This is a genomic window from Stutzerimonas balearica DSM 6083, from assembly GCF_000818015.1.
GTDB classification, from domain to species: Bacteria; Pseudomonadota; Gammaproteobacteria; order Pseudomonadales; family Pseudomonadaceae; genus Stutzerimonas; species Stutzerimonas balearica.
On record NZ_CP007511.1, the window covers coordinates 3,377,324 to 3,396,489 of the forward strand.

Consider the following 19,166-nt stretch of genomic DNA (forward strand, 5'->3'; position numbering starts at 1 on the left):
CGCCTGATTTCGCCCGGCGCTCCGGGTGACCGAAAGACCTGGGCCGCTGACCGCGGTTCCCGTGCGGCTGCCGCGCACCGTTTCGTCAGCGCGCGGCGTGGCGTCGCGTCATGCCAGCCGCCTCCGCCTCCTTTACGAGAACATGATGGACGAATTCGAAGCCATCCGCCCCTATGCCGACGCCGAAGTACCGGCCGTCATGAACCGGCTTTTCGCCGACCGCGAGTTCCTCGACGTGCTTGCGCACTTCCGCTTCCCGCGCCTGGCCGGCGCGCTGGGCTGGGCGCTCAAACCGATGATCGCCAAGCGGCTGCACCGTGAATTCGCCGATATCGATTCGGTCGACGCTCTGCAACACCGCATCGAGAGCTATGTAGATCGCACGATCGAGCGCGCCACCGACGGGGTGACCTATTCGGGGCTCGACCAGTTGCAGCAAGGCCGCGCCTACCTCTACCTGGCCAACCACCGGGATATCGTGATGGACCCGGCGTTCGTCAACTACGCGGTCTACCACGCCGGCCTGCGCACCCCGCGCATCGCCATCGGAGACAACCTGCTGCAGCGCCCCTTCGTCAGCGACCTGATGCGCCTGAACAAAAGCTTCATCGTGCGCCGCTCCATCAGCGGGCGCCGCGAGAAGCTGGCGGCCTACCAGGTGCTGTCGGCCTACATCAATCATTCGATCCGCCAGGACGGTGAATCGGTATGGATCGCCCAGGCGGAGGGCCGTGCCAAGGACGGGGACGATCGCACCGACTCGGCAATTCTCAAGATGCTGCACATGAGCCGCAAGGACGAGCCATTTGCCGAGGCGCTGGCCGCCCTGCGCCCGACGGCCGTCTCGATCAGCTACGAATACGACCCATGCGACCAGGCCAAGGCTCGGGAGCTGTACATCCGGGCCACCACCGGCAGCTACACCAAGGCGCCCGGCGAGGACGACGCCAGCATTGCGCTGGGCATCACCGGCTACAAGGGACGGGTTCACCTCGCCTTTGGCGCGCCGATGCAGCAGATTCCCGAGGATGCCAAGGAGCTGGCCGCCGAGCTCGATCGGCAGATCCTCGGCAACTATCGCCTGTTCCCGGTTCACTACCTGGCCTATGCGATGTGGGAAGAGCGCGATGACGCACTGCAGGTGCCGACGGCCGAGAGCCTGTTCGACGCCGAAGAGGTGGCGCGGGCCAAGGCTGAATGGGGCCGGCGGTTGGCCGCTTGCCCGAGCGTGCAGCAGCCGTATCTGATTCAGCAGTACGCCAACCCGGTGCGCAACCAGTACCGGCTGAAGACCGGCCTGGCGCTCTAGCCGCGCGGCGGTCGTCAGAGCAGCCGACTGCCCCAGGAGAACAGCAGGGCCAGGCCAAGCCCGGCGAAACCGAACCGATAGAACACCTGGTTGAGCTGCACTTCGGGGCTGGGGAGCGCCGGCACGCTTGCGCCGACCTGGCGCGCCTTGGCCTGCAACACGCGCCAACGGGTTGCCAGCAGCAGCCAGCCGCCGGTGAAGGCACTCAGCAGCGCGAGCATATTGAGAATCAACGCCAGGTTCGGAACCTGCGAGAAATGCGCCTGCAGCGACATCTTTACCTCCGCTTCAGGGGGTCGATCGAGAGGCCCGCATGACGGGCGAGCGGAGTCTACCGGAGCGACCGGCACAGTGCGCGGCGTTTCCGACGGAGCGAAGGGCGAAAGTGCCATTCGCAACGGTGATATCCAAGCCTTACCCGTATGACCTTGACGGCGCTTCGGCCTCAACGGCACCCTCGGCACACCTCGAACTAGCGAGCTAGAGCCATGCAAGCCGGAGAGCGGCAGGCTGTATTAGATCGACGAGGGGCACGGTGGTCTCGACAGGAGCACCGCCGCCGGCACCGACCGAACGATCGGCAGGTGCGCGGAACCCGCCATTCATGGAGACAGGAATAAGAACAATGACAAGCAAGCTATTTAGCCTGGGGGCCCTATCACTGGCACTGCTCGGCAGCAGCGCCATGGCAGCCGTAGCGGAGGATCAGGCCGCCAAGCTCGGCCAAAGCCTGACGCCCATCGGCGCCGAACAGGCCGGCAATGCCGCCGGCACCATCCCGGCCTGGACCGGAGGCCTGCCGATGGACGCCGCGGCAGTCGACGACAACGGCTTCGTCGGCGACCCGTTCCCCGGTGATCAACCGAAGTTCACCATCACCGCGCAGAACTACGAGCAGTACAAGGACAACCTGACCCCAGGTCAGATCGCCATGCTCAAGCGCTACCCCGACACCTATCGCCTGCCCGTCTACGAGACGCGCCGCAGCGCCGCGATGCCGGCCCATATCTACGAGGCTGCCGCACACAACGCACGCAACGCCAAGCTGGTACGGGGCGGCAACGGCCTCGAAGGCTTCGATACCGCCATCGCCTTCCCGATCCCGCAGGACGGCCTCGAGGTGGTCTGGAACCACATCACCCGCTACCGCGGCGGTTCGGCCCGCCGTGTCATTGCCCAGGCCACACCGCAGGTGAACGGCAGCTTCAACCTGGTGAAATTCGTCGACGAGGTCGTCTACACCGACAGCCTCAGCGACTACTCACCGGAGAAGCACGGTAACGTGCTGTTCTACTTCAAGCAGCAGGTCACCGAGCCCTCGCGCCTGGCCGGCAACGTGCTGCTGGTCCACGAAACCCTGGACCAGGTCAAGGAGCCGCGCATGGCCTGGATCTACAACGCCGGTCAGCGCCGCGTGCGCCGTGCGCCGCAGGTTGCCTATGACGGCCCGGGCACCGCCGCCGACGGCCTGCGGACTTCCGACAACCTCGATATGTTCAACGGTGCGCCGGACCGCTACGAGTGGAAGCTGATCGGCAAGAAAGAGCTGTATATCCCTTACAACTCCTATCGCCTGGACTCGCCCAAGCACAAGTACGATGACATCATCCAGGCCGGCCATATCAATCAGGACCTGACCCGCTACGAACTGCACCGCGTATGGGAAGTCGAGGCGACGCTCAAGCCGGGCGAGCGCCATATCTATGCCAAGCGCCACTTCTTCATCGACGAGGACACCTGGCAGGCCGCCGAGATCGATCATTACGATGGCCGCGGTACGCTGTGGCGGGTAGCCGAAGCACACAGCCAGTACATCTACAATGTGCAGGTGCCGCTGTACTCGATGGAAACCCTGTATGACCTGGTCTCCGGCCGGTATCTGGTGATGGGCATGAAGAACGAGGAACGCAATCCCTACACCTACAACTACAAGGCCAACTCCAACCAGTACACGCCGACCGCACTGCGCAACTCCGGCGTGCGCTGATCGCGACGCAACAAAAAAGCCCGCCAAATGGCGGGCTTTTTCATTCGACCGTGCTTACTGTGCCAGCAGCTGGCCAATGTTCTGATCGCGGAATACGCGGCTCAGCGCATCGCTCAGCACGTCGCTGACCAGCTTGGTGTTGGTCTGCTCGTTGGGCGCCATGCCGAAGCGCTGGTTGAGCGAAGCCCCATAGCGCCCGTTGTAACGGCGGCCGCCGTTCTGCACATCCACGCGCAAAGTCGCCCCGATGTTGGCCTCGGTGACGTACAACCCCTCCTTCGGCGACTGGTACTTCAGCTCGGCCAGCGTGAGGGTCAGCTGCGGCGCGTTATAGGCGTTGGCCGACGGGGTGAAACCAAGCAGCCTGACCGCCGCCTCGGTCTGCGCCTGCAGCTTGGGCAGCAGCTTGTCCGCCGGCACGATGATCGAACTGGTTTCCGGATAGAGCCCGCCGCGCGTGCCGAGAGCGGGCGACGAACGCCCGTCGACCACCCTCACCACCACCGGCTGGCCCTGGCCGACCGGATTGATCGTCCCGGTGAGTTTGGGATTTGGATCGAGCTGCTGGGGGCTGAGGGCGCAGCCGGTCAGCGTCAGGGCACACAGGGTAAACAGGCCGAACACCAGGCGTTGCAGCATGCTGTCTTCTCCAGTTGGACGAGGAATGGGCGGCAGTATAACCATCGCCGCAGCCCCCCGACAGTGACCGACGGATGGCGCTGTCCAGTCACGCCATTGTCACCCGGGCGTGGCATAACGCAGCCATCAGAGCCTCAAGAGACCGCGCTAATGCGCTTGCTGCCACTGCTGCACCGACGCCCCCGCCGCCACTTCGCGCTTCTGGATGCCTCCGGTTGTTGCCAGATGCTGCTGACGGCCAGCCAGCGGCCTGCCGCAGCCGCCTGGCGCGAGGTGACCCATGCGCACCTCGGCTGGATCGGGCAGCGCCTGCCCGACGACGCTTTGGTTGGCTGAGCGCACACAACGAACACGCAACGAAAAAGCCGCCTGGCACGCTGAGTGCCAGGCGGCTTTTGCAACAGCGCGAGACCCGCGTCAGCTGATCAGGCCAAGGCGCTTGTCCGACAACGTGCTCACCTCACGATAGGCCACAGCATCCTTCTTCAGAACGTCTTCGCGCGCCGGGAAGATCTCCTCCAGCTTGCGGCTCCAGGCCTCGGAGCGGTACTGCTCGGGGAAGCAGCGCTCGAGCAGATCGAGCATGATGGACACGGTAACCGATGCGCCCGGCGACGCACCGAGCAGTGCGGCGATCGAGCCATCCTTTGCCGAAACCAGCTCGGTCCCGAACTGCAGAATGCCGCCTTTCTTCGGATCCTTCTTGATGATCTGCACGCGCTGACCAGCAATTTCCAGGCGCCAGTCTTCAGCCTTGGCTTGCGGATAGAAGCCGCGCAGCGTGTCCAGGCGATCTTCCATGGACTGCATCACTTCCTTGATCAGGTAGCGAGTCAAATCCATGTTGTCGCGCGCTACCGCGAGCATCGGGCCGATATTGCCCGGCCGCACGGAGAGCGGCAGGTCGAGGAACGAGCCGCGCTTGAGGAATTTGGTGGTGAACCCGGCATAGGGCCCGAACAGCAACGACTTGTGGCCGTCGACCACTCGGGTGTCCAGGTGCGGCACCGACATTGGCGGGGCGCCTACTGCGGCCAGGCTGTAGACCTTGGCCTGGTGTTGGGCGACCACCTCGGGGTTGTCACAGCGCAGCCACTGGCCGCTCACCGGGAAGCCACCGAAACCGCGCCCTTCTTCGATACCCGACATCTGCAGCAACGGCAGAGCCGCGCCGCCAGCGCCGAGGAACACGAAGCCGGCCTGCACCTCACGCGAACCGCCGCTCTGGGTGTTCTTGATGTCGACCTTCCAGCCCTGGGCGTTGCGTGCCAGGCCGGTGACTCTCTGGTTGTACGACACCTTGACGCCGCCGATCTTGCTCAGATACCCGAGCATCTGGTTGGTCACAGCGCCGAAATTGACGTCCGTCCCGTTCGCGGCATAGGTCGCGGCAATCGGCTCGTTCGGATCGCGTCCGGGCATCATCAACGGCATCCACTCGGCGAGGGTGGCGCGGTCCTCGCTGTAGGTCATGTCGGCGAAGGCGTGATGCTGGGTGATCGCCTCGAAGCGCTTCTTGAGATAGGCGATATCCTTGCTGCCGCGTACGAAGCTCAGGTGCGGAACAGGATTGATGAAGTCGCGTGGGGAACCGAAGCCTTCGCGGCCGGCGAGGTAGGCCCAGAACTGCTTGGAAACCTCGAACTGGGTGTTGATATGGACAGCCTTGGCGATGTCGATCGTGCCGTCCTTGCCCTCGGGGGTGTAATTCAACTCGCAGAGCCCGGCGTGACCGGTGCCGGCATTGTTCCACGGGTTGGAGCTTTCCACGGCTCCGGATTCCTGCTGCTCGACGATTTCCAGCCGAATGCCGGGGTCGAGCTCCTTGAGCAGTACCGCGAGGGTCACGCTCATGATGCCGGCCCCCACCAACACCAGATCCACTGCTTCGCTATCGTGTTGCGTCATTAACGCGTTCTCCAGAATCACAGCATTAAACTGTCGCGACCACGGTGTGCAGCCACGTGAACCCCACCAGCCAGACGGTCGGAAACGGAGGATGGTTTCCACACCGCTGTTCGAGAACCAGTGCTCGAAAACAGGCGCAAGCACGCCTGCCAGCTGTCGGAAGGTCGGCTTTTGGCCCCCTTCCCTCGCCCGTCACGCCGGAGCGGGCCATGCCCTGCGCTCGACGACGCGCTGCAGCGCGAAAAACGATTTGCGAATCTTGCAGTCGCCACCTGGGGTCACGGCTCGCCAGGTCGCGGACTTCGTGGTGCGGTCTTGCAGTCGGCCGTGTCAGCCGCGAGCGGCTTCGATTGCCTCGATATATGGCCGCGCATGGCGCTGATCGGCGACCAGATCGATGAAATCGTTACCCTGGGCGTCGCGTGCCTCGAGGTCATAGCCTGCTTCGATGAAGAAGGTGATGAATCGCTCGAAATCATCGATACGCAGGCCACGGTAGGCCTTGATCAGCTTGTGCAGCGAAGCAGGCGTATCGTCAGCCGGTTCCGGCTCGAGAAACAGCTTGATCGACTCGTCGCCAATCTCTTCGCCAATCACCTGCTTCTTGTCTTTACGCATCGCTTCTGCGCTCCACGGGATCTCACGGGGGCGGCAGTTTACTCCTCGCAGCCGGTGTGCTCAACGCAAGGTGGCCGCTTGCGACCAAGGTCGTACTCGATCGTCCATCGGGAAAGTGGCGTTAACATCCATGAAAAAGCCGCCAAGGGCCTCGCCAATGCGCAGTCAGACACGGAGCGTTTCGACATGAGGGCACCGCCGTTGTTCGCCGCGTTTCGCCAGGCTCTGCGACAGGGCTATAACGCCAGCGCCTTGCGTGGCGACGTCAGCGCGGGGCTGACGGTCGGCATCATTGCCATTCCGCTGGCCATGGCGCTGGCGATCGCGGTGGGTGTACCGCCGCAGCATGGCCTCTATACGGTGCTGGTCGCCGCCCCGCTGATCGCGCTGACCGGGGGCTCGCGCTTCAATGTCTCGGGACCGACGGCGGCCTTCGTCGTCATTCTGCTGCCGATCACCCAGCAGTTCGGCATCGGCGGCTTGCTGCTGTGCACCATGCTCGCCGGGTTGATCCTGATCGCCCTCGGGCTGCTGCGTGCCGGGCGCCTGATCGCGTTCATCCCCTACCCGGTGACGCTCGGTTTTACCGCCGGCATCGGCGTGGTCATCGCCACATTACAGATCAAGGACCTGCTCGGCCTGCAGCTGGACGGCCAGCCGCAGCATTACGTCGAACAGCTCCTGCTGCTGGCGCGCTCGCTACCCGGAGCCAATCTCGGCGACGCCCTGGTAGCGGCGATCTGCCTGGCGGTGCTGATCCTCTGGCCACGCTGGGTACCGAAGATTCCCGGCCATCTGGTGGCGCTGGCGCTCGGCGCGGTCGCCGGCCTGATGCTGGAAGCCGCCGGCCTGCCGGTCGCCACGCTCGGCGAGCGGTTCAGCTATGAACTCGGAGGCCAGACCTACCCCGGCATTCCGCCCCAGCTCCCCGCACCGGTCCTGCCCTGGCATCTCCCCGGGCCGGACGGAGCTGCGCTGGTGCTTTCCTACGAGCTGTTCCATCAGCTGCTCGGCCCGGCCTTTGCCATCGCCATGCTCGGGGCGATCGAGTCGCTGTTGTGCGCCGTGGTAGCCGACGGCATGACCGGCAGCAACCACGAACCCAACGGCGAGCTGATTGGCCAGGGCATCGGCAATCTGGTCGCCCCGCTGTTTGGCGGCATCACCGCCACCGCGGCAATCGCCCGCACGGCGGCCAACGTGCGCGCCGGTGCCTTCTCGCCAATGGCCGCAATCCTTCATGCCGGTGTAGTACTGCTGGCGATGCTCTGGCTGGCACCGATGTTCAGCTACCTGCCGATGGCGGCGCTGGCCGCGCTGCTGGTGATGGTGGCGTGGAACATGAGCGAGGCCCCGCACGTACTGCATGTGCTACGCATTGCGCCACGCAGCGACGTACTGGTGCTGCTGACCTGTCTGGCACTGACCGTGCTGTTCGACATGGTGCTGGCGGTTGGCGTCGGCCTGCTGCTGGCCGCGGGCCTGTTCATCAAGCGCATGAGCGAGCTGACCGACACCGGCGCCCTGTCCCGTGAACAGCGGGCCCTGCTGCAGGACATGCCGGCGCACGTTGCGGCCTACGCCATCCGCGGGCCGCTGTTCTTCGGTGCGGCGGAAAAGGCGCTGAGCGCGCTGCGGCGCTTCAATCCGGACGTGCGGGTGGTCATCGTCGACATCAGCGCCGTCCCCTTGCTGGACATGACGGCACTGGCGGCGCTGGAGAACGTGCTGCTGGACTATCGCCGGCTCGGGGTGGTGCTGATCCTCAGCGGCAGCAATGCCCGAGTGCGCCTGAAGCTGCGCCGCGCCGGCATCCATCGCCTGGCCGGGCACCTGTACCACGTGCGCGACCTGCAGCAGGCGCGAATCAAGGCGCTGCGCCTGCTGCAGGAGCCGACGCAGGCCTGACGATCAGGCGTGCTTCTGCAGGTTGGCCATCATTTCCTTCAGCGCCTCGAGGTTGTCGGCCGGATGCGCGGCATTCTCGAAGTCGCAGATGCGCTGCCAGTTCACCGCAACATCCTCGGCGTCGAACCCACCGCGTGGATCGAACCCCACGCCAAGGCTGCGCTCCCAGCGTACCTTGCCCATCCAGCCACCACCGACCTCGAACAGGCCGGACGTTTCCTGGCATTGCTCGCTGGCCAGGTAAACCACCAGCGGGCTGACCAGCTCGGGTTTGAGTTGCTCGAACACCTGCGGCGGAATCAGCCCCTCGGTCATGCGCGTCCCGCCTGTCGGCGCGATGGCGTTGACCAGGATGTTGTTCTTGCGCCCCTCCAGCGCCAGCGTCCGGGTCAGACCGTACAGGCCAAGCTTGGCCATGCCGTAGTTCGACTGGCCGAAGTTGCCGTAGATACCCGATGTCGAGGCCGTGAAGATGACCCGCCCGTAGCCCTGCTCGCGCATCAGCGGCCAGGCTGCACGGGTGACCTTGTAGGCGCCTTCGACGTGTACGCGGTAGACCAGATCCCAGTCGGCGTCCTCCATCTTGTGGAAGGTCTTGTCACGCAGGATCCCGGCATTGTTCACCACCACATCGACCCGGCCGAAACTGTCGAGCGCCTGCTCGACAATGCGTGCACCCTCGGTCACCGAGTCATGGTTGGCGACGGCCGTACCACCGGCCTGCCGTATCTCCTCGACGACGCGGTCGGCCGCATGACTGTTGGCACCCTCGCCCTGGGCGCTGCCGCCGAGGTCATTGACTACCACCTTGGCGCCGTGCCGGGCGAATGCCAGCGCGTGCGCCCGACCCAAGCCGCCACCGGCGCCGGTGACGATCACGACCTTATCTTCGAAGCGAATGGCTTGCGACATAGCGGGCTTCCTTTTTGTTATCCGAACGAGATTCCAGTGTCGGCGAGCTGGCGCAGCGCAACAACGAGGCGCTCTGTAATGAATGCTGCAGCATAAGCGCAGGTGCCGCTCAAAAAATGATCGCCTCGCTACAAGGCGCGGCCTGCCTATTCTGGCGGCCTCGCTCCAAAGGTTATCCACAGAACCATTGACAGCTTCTGAGGATAACCGCATCCATGGCTGCGCTGCGACCGCCAGAACGCGCGTGGAACGAGCCCGCCAAGTGCCTGAGCAAAAAACGACCAAGTGGCCACAGGCCGCGCACGCTCTGCATCGGGGCAACCTGTCAAAGGGTTATCCACAGAACGCCCCACCGAAAACCTGGACAAAATGGCTATCGCCCCGATCGAAGAAAGCAACCGGCAGTGGATTCGTAGGCGCGCTAGCCTCTTCGCGTCAGAAGGAGAAATGCCATGTTCGATTACCAGTTGCTCGAGCGCCTGCTTGCCGACTACGCCTGCACGGCGATGGGCATCGGCTAGGCGGGGAGCGCTTGGCCCGCTCAGCCCGGAACGCTACCCTCAGCGCTTTTACAGCCTCCGGAGTTCGAGATGGTCTTGCGTTCGATTTGTGTGTTCTGCGGCGCCAGCACGGGAACCGATCCCGTTTATCGAGAAGCGGCAGCGGCAATGGGCCGGACCCTGGCCGAGCAGGGCATCACGCTTGTCTATGGTGGTGGCGCGGTCGGCCTCATGGGCGTGGTCGCAGACGCTGCGCTGGCTGCCGGTGGAGAGGTCATCGGCATCATTCCGCAGAGCCTGAAGGATGCCGAGATAGGCCACCCTGGCCTCACGCGCTTGGAAATCGTCGACGGGATGCATGCGCGCAAGGCGCGCATGGCCGAGCTGGCGGATGCCTTCATCGCCATGCCCGGAGGCCTGGGCACACTGGAAGAGCTGTTCGAAGTCTGGACCTGGGGGCAGCTCGGCTACCATGCCAAGCCGATGGGCCTGCTGGACACCAACCACTTCTACGCCAAGCTCAGCCACTTTCTCGACCACCTGGTAGCCGAAGCCTTCGTCCGCCCGCAGTACCGTGAAATGCTGCAGCGCGGCGATACTCCGGATGCGTTGCTCGAACGACTGCGAGCCTGGCAACCAACGGTCACAGCCAAGTGGAGCGAGCGCGAGCCCTCCTGAGCAGGCGCTGATCAAAAACCGAGCAACCTCGCCGCAGCCACGGCTGGCGGGGTTTGCAGTGGTTCATCCCAGAATTATCCACAATACGACCCACAGCAACGCTGGATAACTCCAGCTCTGGCATGCTGCACAGCGGAAAAAAAATGATCGCCCCGCGCAAAGCCAGGCGGATCGGCGCCTGCAGCGACTGTTCCAGCGGTTATGCACAGAACGAATCACAGCTATTGGGGATAACGAACCTATCGCCCACCGGGAACTCCACTGCAGTACGCAATACGGAGTGCTCGTATGAACTGGCTGGCCCTGACCGTCGTCACCTTTGTCTGCTTTGCGCTGGTGCTTTGGATCAAGCAACGCCAGTACAACCATCCGGCGCTGCAGTTTCCCTACCGTCTACGCCCGACGCTGCTCGATGAAACGCAGCGCGAATTGCTGGCGCTGCTGCAGCGCCAGCTTGGCGAGCGCTATCTGGTCTTGCCCGGCATGCCGCTGGCGGGTCTCGTCGAGATCACTGTGGTACCGAGACGGACGCCCTGGTACCAGGCACGCAACCGGATCGCCGAGCGCCGCGTGGACTTCCTCCTCTTGAGGCGCCCCGACCTCGCACCGGCAGGCGGCGTGATGCTCGAGCCGCCGCAAGATCCGTTTCTCGAGCAGCTGTTCAACGTGCTCGAGTTGCCCCTCGTCCGCCTCGATCGGGGTCAGGCCCACGTCTATGGCCAGGTCAGCCAGGCGCTGGCGGACGCCGGCCTCCATTGATCGGCGCACTGAAATGGAGCGCTTGCATGGTGGTCCTAGAGGGCTCGGCCCCGCGTCGAGCTCGTCCACCTTCTGCTGGAGTCTCCCATGTTCAACCGCCCCTTGTTCGTCTGCGCCTTCGCCCTGCTCGCCCCGAGCATGACCCTTGCCGAAACCGAAACCTGCCAGAAGGTCGCGGAAAAGGACATCGCCGCGTTGTTCGTGCGCTGGAACGATGCCCTGCAGTCCGGCGATCCACAGAACGTCGTCGACACCTATGCACAGGACTCACTGCTGCTGCCGACGCTGTCCAATACCCCGCGCCGTAGCGCCGACGCCAAGGCAGACTACTTTCGCCATTTCATGGCGGGCCAGCCACGCGGCAACATCGATTCGCGGATGATTCAGATCGACTGCAACACCGCACTCGATGCCGGCCTGTACACCTTCCGCTTTGCCGATGGAAAAAAGGTGCAGGCGCGCTACACCTTCACCTACAAGTGGTTTCCCGAGCAGGAGCAATGGCTGATCACCAGTCACCATTCCTCGGCCATGCCCGAGCCGCAGAAGACGCACGAGTGAAGCTGTCGCTCGCCGGCGCGGTAGCGGATACTGCGCCGCGTCCACACCACCGCCGTCTCCGCTGATGTCCCTCAAGACCCGCCTGCTGCCCTTGATCGAACTGGGCACCCGCCTCGCCCAGCGCTATCCGGGGCTGATCGCGCTATTCGGCTTCGCCTCCGGCGTCGCCAGCTTCCTGCTGGTCGAGCGCCAGGCAGGTCTGGCCAAGGTCATTGCTCTGGTCATGCTCATCAGCTGGATCTGGCTGGTGCTGGAAAACACATTGCGTCAGCAGCTGCGCCGCCGCTTCGGCTGGTCGGTGCCGCGCCCCTTGCTGCGCTACGCGACGCAGATGGTGCACCAGGAGACGCTGTTCTTCATCGTGCCCTTCTACATCATCACCACCACCTGGAACAGCGGCCAGGCGGTGTTCACCGGGCTGCTCGGTGTCGCCGCCCTGATTTCGCTGATCGACCCGCTGTACTACCGCTGGCTGGCCCCGCGGCGTTGGCTGTACCTGGGCTTCCACGCGCTGACGCTGTTTGCCGTGCTCCTGACCGCCCTGCCGATCATCCTGCACCTGAGTACACCGCAGAGTTACCGCCTGGCGCTGGCCGTCGCCGTGGTGTTGGCCCTTCCGAGCCTGCTGGAGCTTTTCCCGGGGCGGAGCTGGCGCAACCTGCTGGCCCTGGCAGGCGTCACGATACTGGTTGCCGGCGCCGGCTGGTTCGGACGCACCTGGGTACCACCAGCGACGCTATGGCTCGCCGAGGTCGCCGTGACCACCCAGCTGGACGACGCACGGCGCGAGCCGGGGCGCAGCATTCGCCAGCTGAGCAGCGCGCAGCTGCGCGCCAGCGGGCTGTATGCCTATACCGCGATCAATGCCCCGCGCGGCCTGAAGGAGCGCATTTACCATGAATGGCTGCACGAGGGCCGCCAGGTCGATCGCATCGCACTGGAGATCAGCGGCGGGGGGGAGGCTGGCTATCGCGCCTGGAGCCATAAGCGGAATTTCCCGGCCGACGTCGAAGGCAAATGGCGAGTGCGAGTCGTCACCGAGGCCGGCCAGATGATCGGCATGCTGCGCTTCGAGGTGGGCCCGTAGCGAACGCCCGGAGCCCGCCGCGACTCCATAAGGGAAAGCCACCCAGAGGAATCTCCGATGGATGCCTGGCATACCCTTCTCGGCACCGTCGCTGCCGAATTCTCCGACCTTCCTGACGTCAGGGAAGTCGCACGGGTCAGCACCCGGCTGCTGGTCGCCGCCGCGCTCGGCGGCCTGCTCGGTTACGAGCGCGAACTCAAGCGCAAGGCCGCCGGGCTGCGCACGCACATGCTGGTGGCCCTCGGTGCCGCGCTGTTCGTACTCGTCCCGCTGCAAGCCGGCGTCCCCAAGGAGGATGTCTCGCGCGTCATGCAGGGCATCGTCACCGGCATCGGCTTTCTCGGCGCGGGCACCATCCTCAAGGGCAGCTCGGTCGAGGACGTCAAAGGCCTCACCACTGCCGCCGGCATCTGGCTCACCGCGGCCATTGGCGTTGCGGCAGGCATGGGGCACGAAGCCACCGCCGTGCTCAGCTCGCTGCTGGCGCTCGCCGTGTTCCGTACCATGCCGATTCTCGAGCGCCACGCGGCCCGGCGTGCCGCCAGACATCGCCGTGCGGCGCGCTCGGCCACTGCCGAACGAAGTCGCGACCGCCGCAGTCGTAACAGCGAAGACCCGCCGCATTCGCACCCTTGAGGCGGGGCCGGCAGACCAGCAGGCGGGAGGTGACCCCATGCCACGCGGTGACAAGTCCAAGTACACCGACAAGCAACAGCGCAAAGCCGAACACATCGAGCAAAGCTACGAGGATCGCGGCGTCTCGGAGAGCGAGGCTGAAGCTCGCGCCTGGGCCACGGTGAACAAACAATCCGGCGGTGGCGAACGCGCCGGCGGCTCGGGCCGCAAGAAAAGCGAGACCGCCAAGCGCGCCGATCGCAAGGACTCGGCCGACCGCGCAGCCAAGTCGCGCAAGGGCGAGTCACCGAACAAGGGCTCGGCACGCCGCAATTCGGGATCGGGCAGCACCTCTCTGAGCGACATGACGCGCGATGAGCTGATGAAGAAGGCGCAGGAAAAGGACATCCGGGGGCGCTCGAAGATGCGCAAGGACGAGCTGATCGAGGCGCTGAGTCGATGAATCGCCCAGACCTGCCCGAGCCGCCAGCACCCAAGCGCGACGATCCTGGTGAACCGGTTCCGGTGGGCGACCCGGCCGAACCGGAACCGGAGCAGGCGGTGGGCAAAACTTTCCGCCCGGGAGCCAATCAGAACTAGCGGGCTTCGATCGCTGAGCACAGCCCGCATAACTCAAGGAGAGCCTGATGAGCTACGTACAACTGAGCGACAAGCAAACCCTGCGCGAACGTGCGCGCCAGCATGTGGAGAACGGTGCAGTCACCGAAACCTACTCCGCCGACCGCGATGTGGTGATTCGCCTGCTCAACGAAGCACTGGCAACGGAACTGGTTTGCTACCTGCGCTACAAGCGCCACTACTACATGGCGACCGGCCTCAAATCGAGCGCAGCCGCCGATGAATTCCTCGAGCATGCCAACGAGGAACAGGAACACGCCGACCGCCTTGCCGAACGGATCGTCCAGTTGGGCGGTGAACCGGACTTCAACCCGGACGGGCTGAGCGAGCGCGCACATGCGCAATATGCCGAGGGTAACGGCCTGCGCGACATGGTCTTCGAAAACCTCGTTGCCGAGCGCATTGCGATCGACAGCTATCGCGAGATCGTGCAGTACCTGGGCGACAAGGACCCGACCACACGGCGCATCTTCGAAGACATCCTCGCGCAGGAAGAAGAGCATGCCGACGACCTCGCGGGCCTGCTCGACGGCATGAACTGATCGCAGCCTCACGCTTCGCACGATGCGGAGCGTGACCCACCTCCGCTCGCCCTCCGCGCGCTAGCCCAGGGTAAAAAAAAGCCACCCGAAGGTGGCTTGAAAAACTAGGAAGAGAGGTGTTGCTTAACCGGCTGCTGCCGGCCGCATGTAGGAGATCGGTGCGGTCTGTGCATCCTCGAACGTGACCAGCTCCCACGCATCCTTCTGGGCCATCAGGGTGCGTAGCAGACGGTTGTTCAGCGCGTGGCCGGATTTATAGCCGCGGAATTCGCCGATCAGGCTGGTGCCCAGCAGATAAAGATCACCGATGGCATCGAGAATCTTGTGTTTGACGAACTCGTCCTCGTAACGCAGGCCGTCTTCGTTCAGCACACGGTTTTCGTCCACCACAATGGCATTCTCGACACTGCCGCCCAGAGCCAGGTTATGCGAGCGCAGGAACTCGATGTCGCGCATGAACCCGAAGGTCCGCGCACGGCTCACTTCCTTGACGAAGGAAGTGCTGGAGAAATCCACGCTGGCGGTCTGGGTGCGTCCCTTGAACACCGGATGGTCGAAATCGATCTCGAAGCTCACCTTGAAGCCGTCGAACGGCAGGAAGGTCGCGCGCTTGTCGCCCTCCTCGACGGACACTTCTCGCTTGATGCGGATGAACTTCTTCGGGGCGTCCTGCTCCTGCAGGCCGGCGGATTGAATCAGGAATACGAAAGGCCCCGCGCTCCCGTCCATGATCGGCACTTCCGAAGCGGAGAGCTCGACATAGGCATTGTCGATTCCCAGCCCAGCCATCGCCGATAGCAGATGCTCCACGGTGTCGACCTTGACGTCGCCATTGACCAGCGTCGTGGACATGGTGGTTTCGCCGACATTCTCTGCCCGCGCCGGTATCTCGACGGGCGGAGTGAGGTCGGTACGGCAGAACACGATTCCGGTATCCACAGGCGCCGGCTTCAGGGTGAGATAGACCTTCTCGCCCGAATGCAGGCCCACGCCCGTGGCGCGGATGGTGTTCTTGAGGGTGCGTTGTCTGATCATGGCCTTCGCTTCGCTAGCACTAGTTGCGAATAATTTTCAACAAGTGGCGGCGATAATAGCAGATGCCACCTTTGCTGAATACTAATCACACACATAGCGCCAATAACCTAAATCAATCAGCCTGGCGACGCAGGAAGGCCGGAATGTCCAGGTAATCCAGGTCCTCCTGCGGGTTCAGCTTGGCGGCGGTCGCAGCCGCATGGGCCTGGTTGCGCATGACGGTCGGGCGCTCCAGATCACGGTAGTTGACCGCGGCCTGCTCCTGCTGACGCGGCGCGGGCGCTGCGGCCGGGGCGGAAACGCTCTGCACGGTGTTGTCCACCACCTTGACCGGCTTGTCGTGGCGCGAACCGAGGCCGGTGGCGACCACCGTCACATGCAGCTCGTCACGCATATCCGGATCGATCACCGCGCCGACCTTGACGGTGGCTTCGTCGGAGGCGAACGCCTCGATGATCTCGCCGACCGCCGCGTACTCGCCGAGCGACAGGTCCAGACCGGCGGTAATGTTGACCAGAATGCCACGTGCACCCTGCAGGTTGACGTCCTCGAGCAGCGGATTGCGGATTGCCGCCTCGGTGGCCTCGCGCGCACGGTTCGGGCCGGTGGCGCTGCCGGTACCCATCATCGCCATGCCCATCTCGCCCATGACGGTCTTGACGTCGGCGAAGTCGACGTTCATCAGGCCCGGACGCTGCATGATGTCGGAGATGCCGCGAACGGCGCCGGAGAGCACGTCGTCAGCCTTGGCGAAGGCGGACAGCAGGCTCGCGTCCTTGCCGAGGATGGTCAGCAGCTTCTCGTTGGGAATGGTGATCAGCGAGTCGACGCATTCGGACAGCGCACGGATGCCCTCGTCGGCCACTTGCATGCGGCGACGCCCCTCGAAGGGGAACGGACGGGTGACCACGGCGACGGTCAGGATGCCCATTTCCTTGGCGACCGAGGCGATGATCGGCGCCGCACCGGTCCCGGTGCCGCCGCCCATGCCGGTGGTGATGAACACCATGTCGGCGCCCTGCAGCACTTCGGCAATACGCTCACGGTCCTCCATTGCAGCCTGACGGCCGATCTCCGGGTTGGTCCCGGCGCCCAGGCCCTTGGTGATGGCCGAGCCGAGCTGCAGCACGGTACGGGCCTCGATTTTCTTCAGCGCTTGTGCGTCGGTATTGGCACAGATAAATTCCACGCCTTCGACGTTGTTGCGCACCATGTGATTGACGGCATTGCCGCCGCCGCCACCAACGCCGATGACCTTGATGACTGCGCTCTGTGGGGTATGGTCTACCAATTCGAACATTTCCCTCTCTCCTTCCAGCTTTCTAGTTTTGATTTACTGCGCGTTGCTCAGAAATTGCCCTGGATCCAGCTCTTGAGCCGATCCAGAACAGATGTTTTGTTTTCGTCGGCGTAGCTGCTGCTGCCGCCCGGCACGATCACGCCGTCGGCCTGCTTCTGCAGCCCGTACAGCAACAGCCCGACGCCGGTCGAATAGATCGGGTTGCGGACCACGTCGCTCAGCCCTTTCACCGTATGCGGCACGCCCAGGCGCACCGGCATGTGGAAGATCTCCTCGGCCAGGTCGACTGCACCTTCCATCTTCGCGGTACCACCGGTCAGCACGATGCCAGCCGGCACCAGGTCCTCGTAGCCGCTGCGGCGAAGCTCGGCCTGGATCAGGGTGAACAGTTCGTCGTAGCGGGGCTCGACCACCTCGGCCAGGGCCTGGCGAGACAGCTCGCGCGGCGGCCGATCACCGACGCTTGGAACCTTGATGGTTTCGCCAGCGCCGGCCAGCTTGGCCAGCGCACAGGCATAGCGAATCTTGATTTCCTCGGCGTACTGGGTCGGTGTACGCAGCGCCATAGCGATGTCGTTGGTGACCTGGTCGCCGGCGATCGGGATCACCGCGGTGTGACGGATCGATCCCTCGGTGAAGATGCAGATGTCGGTGGTACCGCCGCCGATGTCCACCAGGCAAACGCCCAGCTCCTTCTCGTCGTCGGTCAGCACGGCATGCGCCGAGGCCAGCTGCTCAAGAATGATGTCGTCGACTTCCAGGCCACAGCGGCGTACGCACTTCTCGACATTCTGCGCAGCGTTGACCGCGCAGGTGACCACGTGGACCTTGGCCTCGAGGCGCACCCCGGACATGCCCAGCGGCTCGCGCACGCCTTCCTGGTTATCGATCACGTAGTCCTGCGGCAGCGTATGCAGCACGCGCTGGTCAGCCGGAATCGCCACGGCCTGTGCAGCGTCGAGAACGCGCTCCAGGTCGGCGGTGCTGACCTCGCGATCACGAATCGCCACGATGCCGTGGGAGTTCAAGCTGCGGATGTGGTTGCCGGCCAGGCCGACGAACGCCGAATGGATGCGGCAGCCGGCCATCAGCTGCGCCTCTTCGATAGCGCGCTGGATCGACTGCACGGTCGATTCGATGTTGACCACCACGCCCTTCTTCAATCCACGGGAGGGGTGCGTACCGATGCCGACGATTTCCAGTTCGCCGTCCGCCGTTACCTCGCCTACCAGCGCCACCACTTTGGAAGTGCCGATATCCAGGCCGACGATCATCTTGCCGCTTTGCACGCTAGCCATGTTCTCTGGTTCCTCAATTCTTCACGGCGACGGTCGTTTCCGTCGCGGTCGGGAGCGGCTCTCGCCACGCCACGGCCAGGCCGTTGGCGTAACGCAGATCGATCCTTGCAATGTTCTCGCCCTGCGCCTGCAGTGCCTTTTGGTAAATCGCACTGAAGCGGCGCATCTTTTCCACAACATGATCACGCCCCAGCAGCAACTCGATGCCCTGGCTGGTGGTCAGGAACCAGCTGCCCCGGTCGCGCAGCTCCAGGCTGGCAATCGAGAAACCGAGCGGCCGGAGCATCTGGCTGAGCATCTGGTACTGCTGCATCACCCGCTGCTGAGCCCGCTTCGGACCATGCAATTGCGGCAAGTGTTCATAATTGCTGAGGTTATTCGGCGCGAAGGCCTGGCCGTTGTTGTTCAGCAGTGCCTCCTCGCCCCAGCGGGCGATCGGCAGTTGCTCTTCGAGCCGGATCAGCACCTGGTCGGGCCAAACGCGACGCACCTCGACGTGGGCGATCCAGGGCATCTGTTCGAGGTCGTGGCGCATGCCGTCCAGATCAACCCGGAAGAAGCTCGACTCGACGAACGGGGCGATACGCTTCTGCACGGCGGCGCGGCTGACATAGCTCAGCTCTCCCTGCACGCTGACCTTGGCGATCGGCCGGTCGGCATACGGCATCAGACGCTGACCAAGCTCGTAGAGGCCGAACGCCAGCCCCACCAGCAGCAGCGGCCAGATGACCCGCTTGAGCCCGCTCAGATTCGGCCGTGGCAGGCGCGAAGCGAGCGGCTTGGGTTCGACAAGGCGGCTCGCACCACGCGGCATCGGCTTGCGCGAGGTGCGGCCGCTCCCTGGTTGCGTGTGGCGGAGCGTGGTGATCAT

20 protein-coding genes are annotated in these 19,166 nt (G+C 64.2%); 11 read left to right on the forward strand and 9 right to left on the reverse strand.

What is annotated here, in order from left to right; all coding sequences use genetic code 11:
* The first annotated feature begins 142 nt into the window (after nucleotides 1-142).
* On the forward strand, nucleotides 143-1,309 hold the full coding sequence (locus tag CL52_RS15590; protein ID WP_043223250.1) for a 1-acyl-sn-glycerol-3-phosphate acyltransferase: 1,167 nt from the start codon (nucleotides 143-145) through the stop codon (nucleotides 1,307-1,309).
* 14 nt (nucleotides 1,310-1,323) lie between these two features.
* On the opposite strand, the gene CL52_RS15595 is transcribed toward CL52_RS15590, so the two are convergent.
* Nucleotides 1,324-1,584, reverse strand: a complete 261-nt coding sequence (locus CL52_RS15595; RefSeq protein ID WP_043221653.1) for a hypothetical protein — start codon at nucleotides 1,582-1,584, stop codon at nucleotides 1,324-1,326.
* 350 nt (nucleotides 1,585-1,934) lie between these two features.
* Between CL52_RS15595 and CL52_RS15600 the strand changes: the two genes are divergently transcribed.
* Nucleotides 1,935-3,296: a DUF1329 domain-containing protein gene (locus CL52_RS15600; protein WP_043221655.1), complete on the forward strand. Its 1,362-nt coding sequence runs from the start codon at nucleotides 1,935-1,937 to the stop codon at nucleotides 3,294-3,296.
* Between the two features lie 54 nt (nucleotides 3,297-3,350).
* Here the strand turns inward: CL52_RS15600 and CL52_RS15605 are convergent, their stop codons facing one another.
* Entirely contained in the window at nucleotides 3,351-3,935 is a 585-nt protein-coding gene (locus CL52_RS15605) for a YajG family lipoprotein (RefSeq protein ID WP_041104071.1), read from the reverse strand.
* A 150-nt stretch (nucleotides 3,936-4,085) separates the two neighbouring features.
* Between CL52_RS15605 and CL52_RS15610 the strand changes: the two genes are divergently transcribed.
* Nucleotides 4,086-4,271: a hypothetical protein gene (locus CL52_RS15610; protein WP_043221658.1), complete on the forward strand. Its 186-nt coding sequence runs from the start codon at nucleotides 4,086-4,088 to the stop codon at nucleotides 4,269-4,271.
* Nucleotides 4,272-4,352: 81 nt separating this feature from the next.
* Here the strand turns inward: CL52_RS15610 and mqo are convergent, their stop codons facing one another.
* Together mqo and CL52_RS15620 are read right to left on the reverse strand one after the other, a co-directional pair.
* Nucleotides 4,353-5,864: a malate dehydrogenase (quinone) gene (gene mqo, locus CL52_RS15615; protein WP_074519932.1), complete on the reverse strand. Its 1,512-nt coding sequence runs from the start codon at nucleotides 5,862-5,864 to the stop codon at nucleotides 4,353-4,355.
* Between the two features lie 309 nt (nucleotides 5,865-6,173).
* Nucleotides 6,174-6,461 carry a PA4642 family protein gene (locus tag CL52_RS15620; protein ID WP_041104064.1) on the reverse strand — a complete coding sequence of 96 codons (288 nt, stop codon included), beginning with the start codon at nucleotides 6,459-6,461 and terminating at the stop codon, nucleotides 6,174-6,176.
* Nucleotides 6,462-6,647: 186 nt separating this feature from the next.
* On the opposite strand from CL52_RS15620, the gene dauA reads away from it, so the two are divergent.
* Nucleotides 6,648-8,369 carry a C4-dicarboxylic acid transporter DauA gene (gene dauA, locus CL52_RS15625; RefSeq protein ID WP_043221660.1) on the forward strand — a complete coding sequence of 574 codons (1,722 nt, stop codon included), beginning with the start codon at nucleotides 6,648-6,650 and terminating at the stop codon, nucleotides 8,367-8,369.
* 3 nt (nucleotides 8,370-8,372) lie between these two features.
* Here the strand turns inward: dauA and CL52_RS15630 are convergent, their stop codons facing one another.
* A complete protein-coding gene (locus CL52_RS15630; protein ID WP_043221662.1) occupies nucleotides 8,373-9,281 on the reverse strand; it encodes an SDR family oxidoreductase in 909 nt (302 codons plus the stop codon).
* 590 nt (nucleotides 9,282-9,871) lie between these two features.
* On the opposite strand from CL52_RS15630, the gene CL52_RS15635 reads away from it, so the two are divergent.
* The 7 genes from CL52_RS15635 (at nucleotide 9,872) to CL52_RS15665 (ending at nucleotide 14,662) form a co-directional block, all read left to right on the forward strand.
* Entirely contained in the window at nucleotides 9,872-10,459 is a 588-nt protein-coding gene (locus CL52_RS15635) for a cytokinin riboside 5'-monophosphate phosphoribohydrolase (RefSeq protein ID WP_043221663.1), read from the forward strand.
* 288 nt (nucleotides 10,460-10,747) lie between these two features.
* Nucleotides 10,748-11,218, forward strand: a complete 471-nt coding sequence (locus tag CL52_RS15640; protein ID WP_043221665.1) for a DUF2726 domain-containing protein — start codon at nucleotides 10,748-10,750, stop codon at nucleotides 11,216-11,218.
* Between the two features lie 87 nt (nucleotides 11,219-11,305).
* Nucleotides 11,306-11,779 (forward strand): SgcJ/EcaC family oxidoreductase, encoded by a 474-nt coding sequence (locus tag CL52_RS15645; RefSeq protein ID WP_052264580.1) that lies wholly within the window; start codon nucleotides 11,306-11,308, stop codon nucleotides 11,777-11,779.
* 64 nt (nucleotides 11,780-11,843) lie between these two features.
* Entirely contained in the window at nucleotides 11,844-12,866 is a 1,023-nt protein-coding gene (locus CL52_RS15650) for a DUF5924 family protein (RefSeq protein WP_043221667.1), read from the forward strand.
* A gap of 57 nt (nucleotides 12,867-12,923) precedes the next feature.
* Nucleotides 12,924-13,502 (forward strand): MgtC/SapB family protein, encoded by a 579-nt coding sequence (locus CL52_RS15655; RefSeq protein ID WP_082041994.1) that lies wholly within the window; start codon nucleotides 12,924-12,926, stop codon nucleotides 13,500-13,502.
* A 37-nt stretch (nucleotides 13,503-13,539) separates the two neighbouring features.
* Nucleotides 13,540-13,944, forward strand: coding sequence for a Rho termination factor N-terminal domain-containing protein (locus tag CL52_RS15660; protein ID WP_043221668.1), 405 nt, complete (start codon nucleotides 13,540-13,542; stop codon nucleotides 13,942-13,944).
* A gap of 184 nt (nucleotides 13,945-14,128) precedes the next feature.
* A complete protein-coding gene (locus CL52_RS15665; RefSeq protein WP_041104051.1) occupies nucleotides 14,129-14,662 on the forward strand; it encodes a ferritin-like domain-containing protein in 534 nt (177 codons plus the stop codon).
* 123 nt (nucleotides 14,663-14,785) lie between these two features.
* Here the strand turns inward: CL52_RS15665 and lpxC are convergent, their stop codons facing one another.
* The 4 genes from lpxC to CL52_RS15685 form a co-directional block, all read right to left on the reverse strand.
* Complete coding sequence (gene lpxC, locus CL52_RS15670; protein ID WP_041104049.1) at nucleotides 14,786-15,697, reverse strand: UDP-3-O-acyl-N-acetylglucosamine deacetylase; 912 nt, start codon at nucleotides 15,695-15,697, stop codon at nucleotides 14,786-14,788.
* A 112-nt stretch (nucleotides 15,698-15,809) separates the two neighbouring features.
* Nucleotides 15,810-16,997, reverse strand: coding sequence for a cell division protein FtsZ (gene ftsZ, locus CL52_RS15675; protein WP_041104047.1), 1,188 nt, complete (start codon nucleotides 16,995-16,997; stop codon nucleotides 15,810-15,812).
* A gap of 47 nt (nucleotides 16,998-17,044) precedes the next feature.
* A complete protein-coding gene (gene ftsA / locus CL52_RS15680) occupies nucleotides 17,045-18,295 on the reverse strand; it encodes a cell division protein FtsA (protein WP_041104045.1) in 1,251 nt (416 codons plus the stop codon).
* 13 nt (nucleotides 18,296-18,308) lie between these two features.
* Nucleotides 18,309-19,166 carry a cell division protein FtsQ/DivIB gene (locus CL52_RS15685; protein ID WP_041104043.1) on the reverse strand — a complete coding sequence of 286 codons (858 nt, stop codon included), beginning with the start codon at nucleotides 19,164-19,166 and terminating at the stop codon, nucleotides 18,309-18,311.

Bases quoted from the DNA above. Each gene is read 5' to 3' on its own strand.
- dauA (WP_043221660.1), top strand. From the start codon at position 6,648: ATGAGGGCACCGCCGTTGTTCGCCGCGTTTCGCCAGGCTCTGCGACAG.
- CL52_RS15605 (WP_041104071.1), bottom strand. From the start codon at position 3,935: ATGCTGCAACGCCTGGTGTTCGGCCTGTTTACCCTGTGTGCCCTGACG.
- CL52_RS15645 (WP_052264580.1), top strand. From the start codon at position 11,306: ATGTTCAACCGCCCCTTGTTCGTCTGCGCCTTCGCCCTGCTCGCCCCG.
- lpxC (WP_041104049.1), bottom strand. From the start codon at position 15,697: ATGATCAGACAACGCACCCTCAAGAACACCATCCGCGCCACGGGCGTG.
- CL52_RS15635 (WP_043221663.1), top strand. From the start codon at position 9,872: ATGGTCTTGCGTTCGATTTGTGTGTTCTGCGGCGCCAGCACGGGAACC.
- CL52_RS15655 (WP_082041994.1), top strand. From the start codon at position 12,924: ATGGATGCCTGGCATACCCTTCTCGGCACCGTCGCTGCCGAATTCTCC.
- CL52_RS15590 (WP_043223250.1), top strand. From the start codon at position 143: ATGATGGACGAATTCGAAGCCATCCGCCCCTATGCCGACGCCGAAGTA.
- CL52_RS15600 (WP_043221655.1), top strand. From the start codon at position 1,935: ATGACAAGCAAGCTATTTAGCCTGGGGGCCCTATCACTGGCACTGCTC.
- CL52_RS15620 (WP_041104064.1), bottom strand. From the start codon at position 6,461: ATGCGTAAAGACAAGAAGCAGGTGATTGGCGAAGAGATTGGCGACGAG.
- CL52_RS15660 (WP_043221668.1), top strand. From the start codon at position 13,540: ATGCCACGCGGTGACAAGTCCAAGTACACCGACAAGCAACAGCGCAAA.
- CL52_RS15640 (WP_043221665.1), top strand. From the start codon at position 10,748: ATGAACTGGCTGGCCCTGACCGTCGTCACCTTTGTCTGCTTTGCGCTG.
- CL52_RS15610 (WP_043221658.1), top strand. From the start codon at position 4,086: ATGCGCTTGCTGCCACTGCTGCACCGACGCCCCCGCCGCCACTTCGCG.
- CL52_RS15630 (WP_043221662.1), bottom strand. From the start codon at position 9,281: ATGTCGCAAGCCATTCGCTTCGAAGATAAGGTCGTGATCGTCACCGGC.
- ftsA (WP_041104045.1), bottom strand. From the start codon at position 18,295: ATGGCTAGCGTGCAAAGCGGCAAGATGATCGTCGGCCTGGATATCGGC.
- ftsZ (WP_041104047.1), bottom strand. From the start codon at position 16,997: ATGTTCGAATTGGTAGACCATACCCCACAGAGCGCAGTCATCAAGGTC.
- CL52_RS15665 (WP_041104051.1), top strand. From the start codon at position 14,129: ATGAGCTACGTACAACTGAGCGACAAGCAAACCCTGCGCGAACGTGCG.
- CL52_RS15595 (WP_043221653.1), bottom strand. From the start codon at position 1,584: ATGTCGCTGCAGGCGCATTTCTCGCAGGTTCCGAACCTGGCGTTGATT.
- CL52_RS15650 (WP_043221667.1), top strand. From the start codon at position 11,844: ATGTCCCTCAAGACCCGCCTGCTGCCCTTGATCGAACTGGGCACCCGC.
- CL52_RS15685 (WP_041104043.1), bottom strand. From the start codon at position 19,166: ATGATCACCACGCTCCGCCACACGCAACCAGGGAGCGGCCGCACCTCG.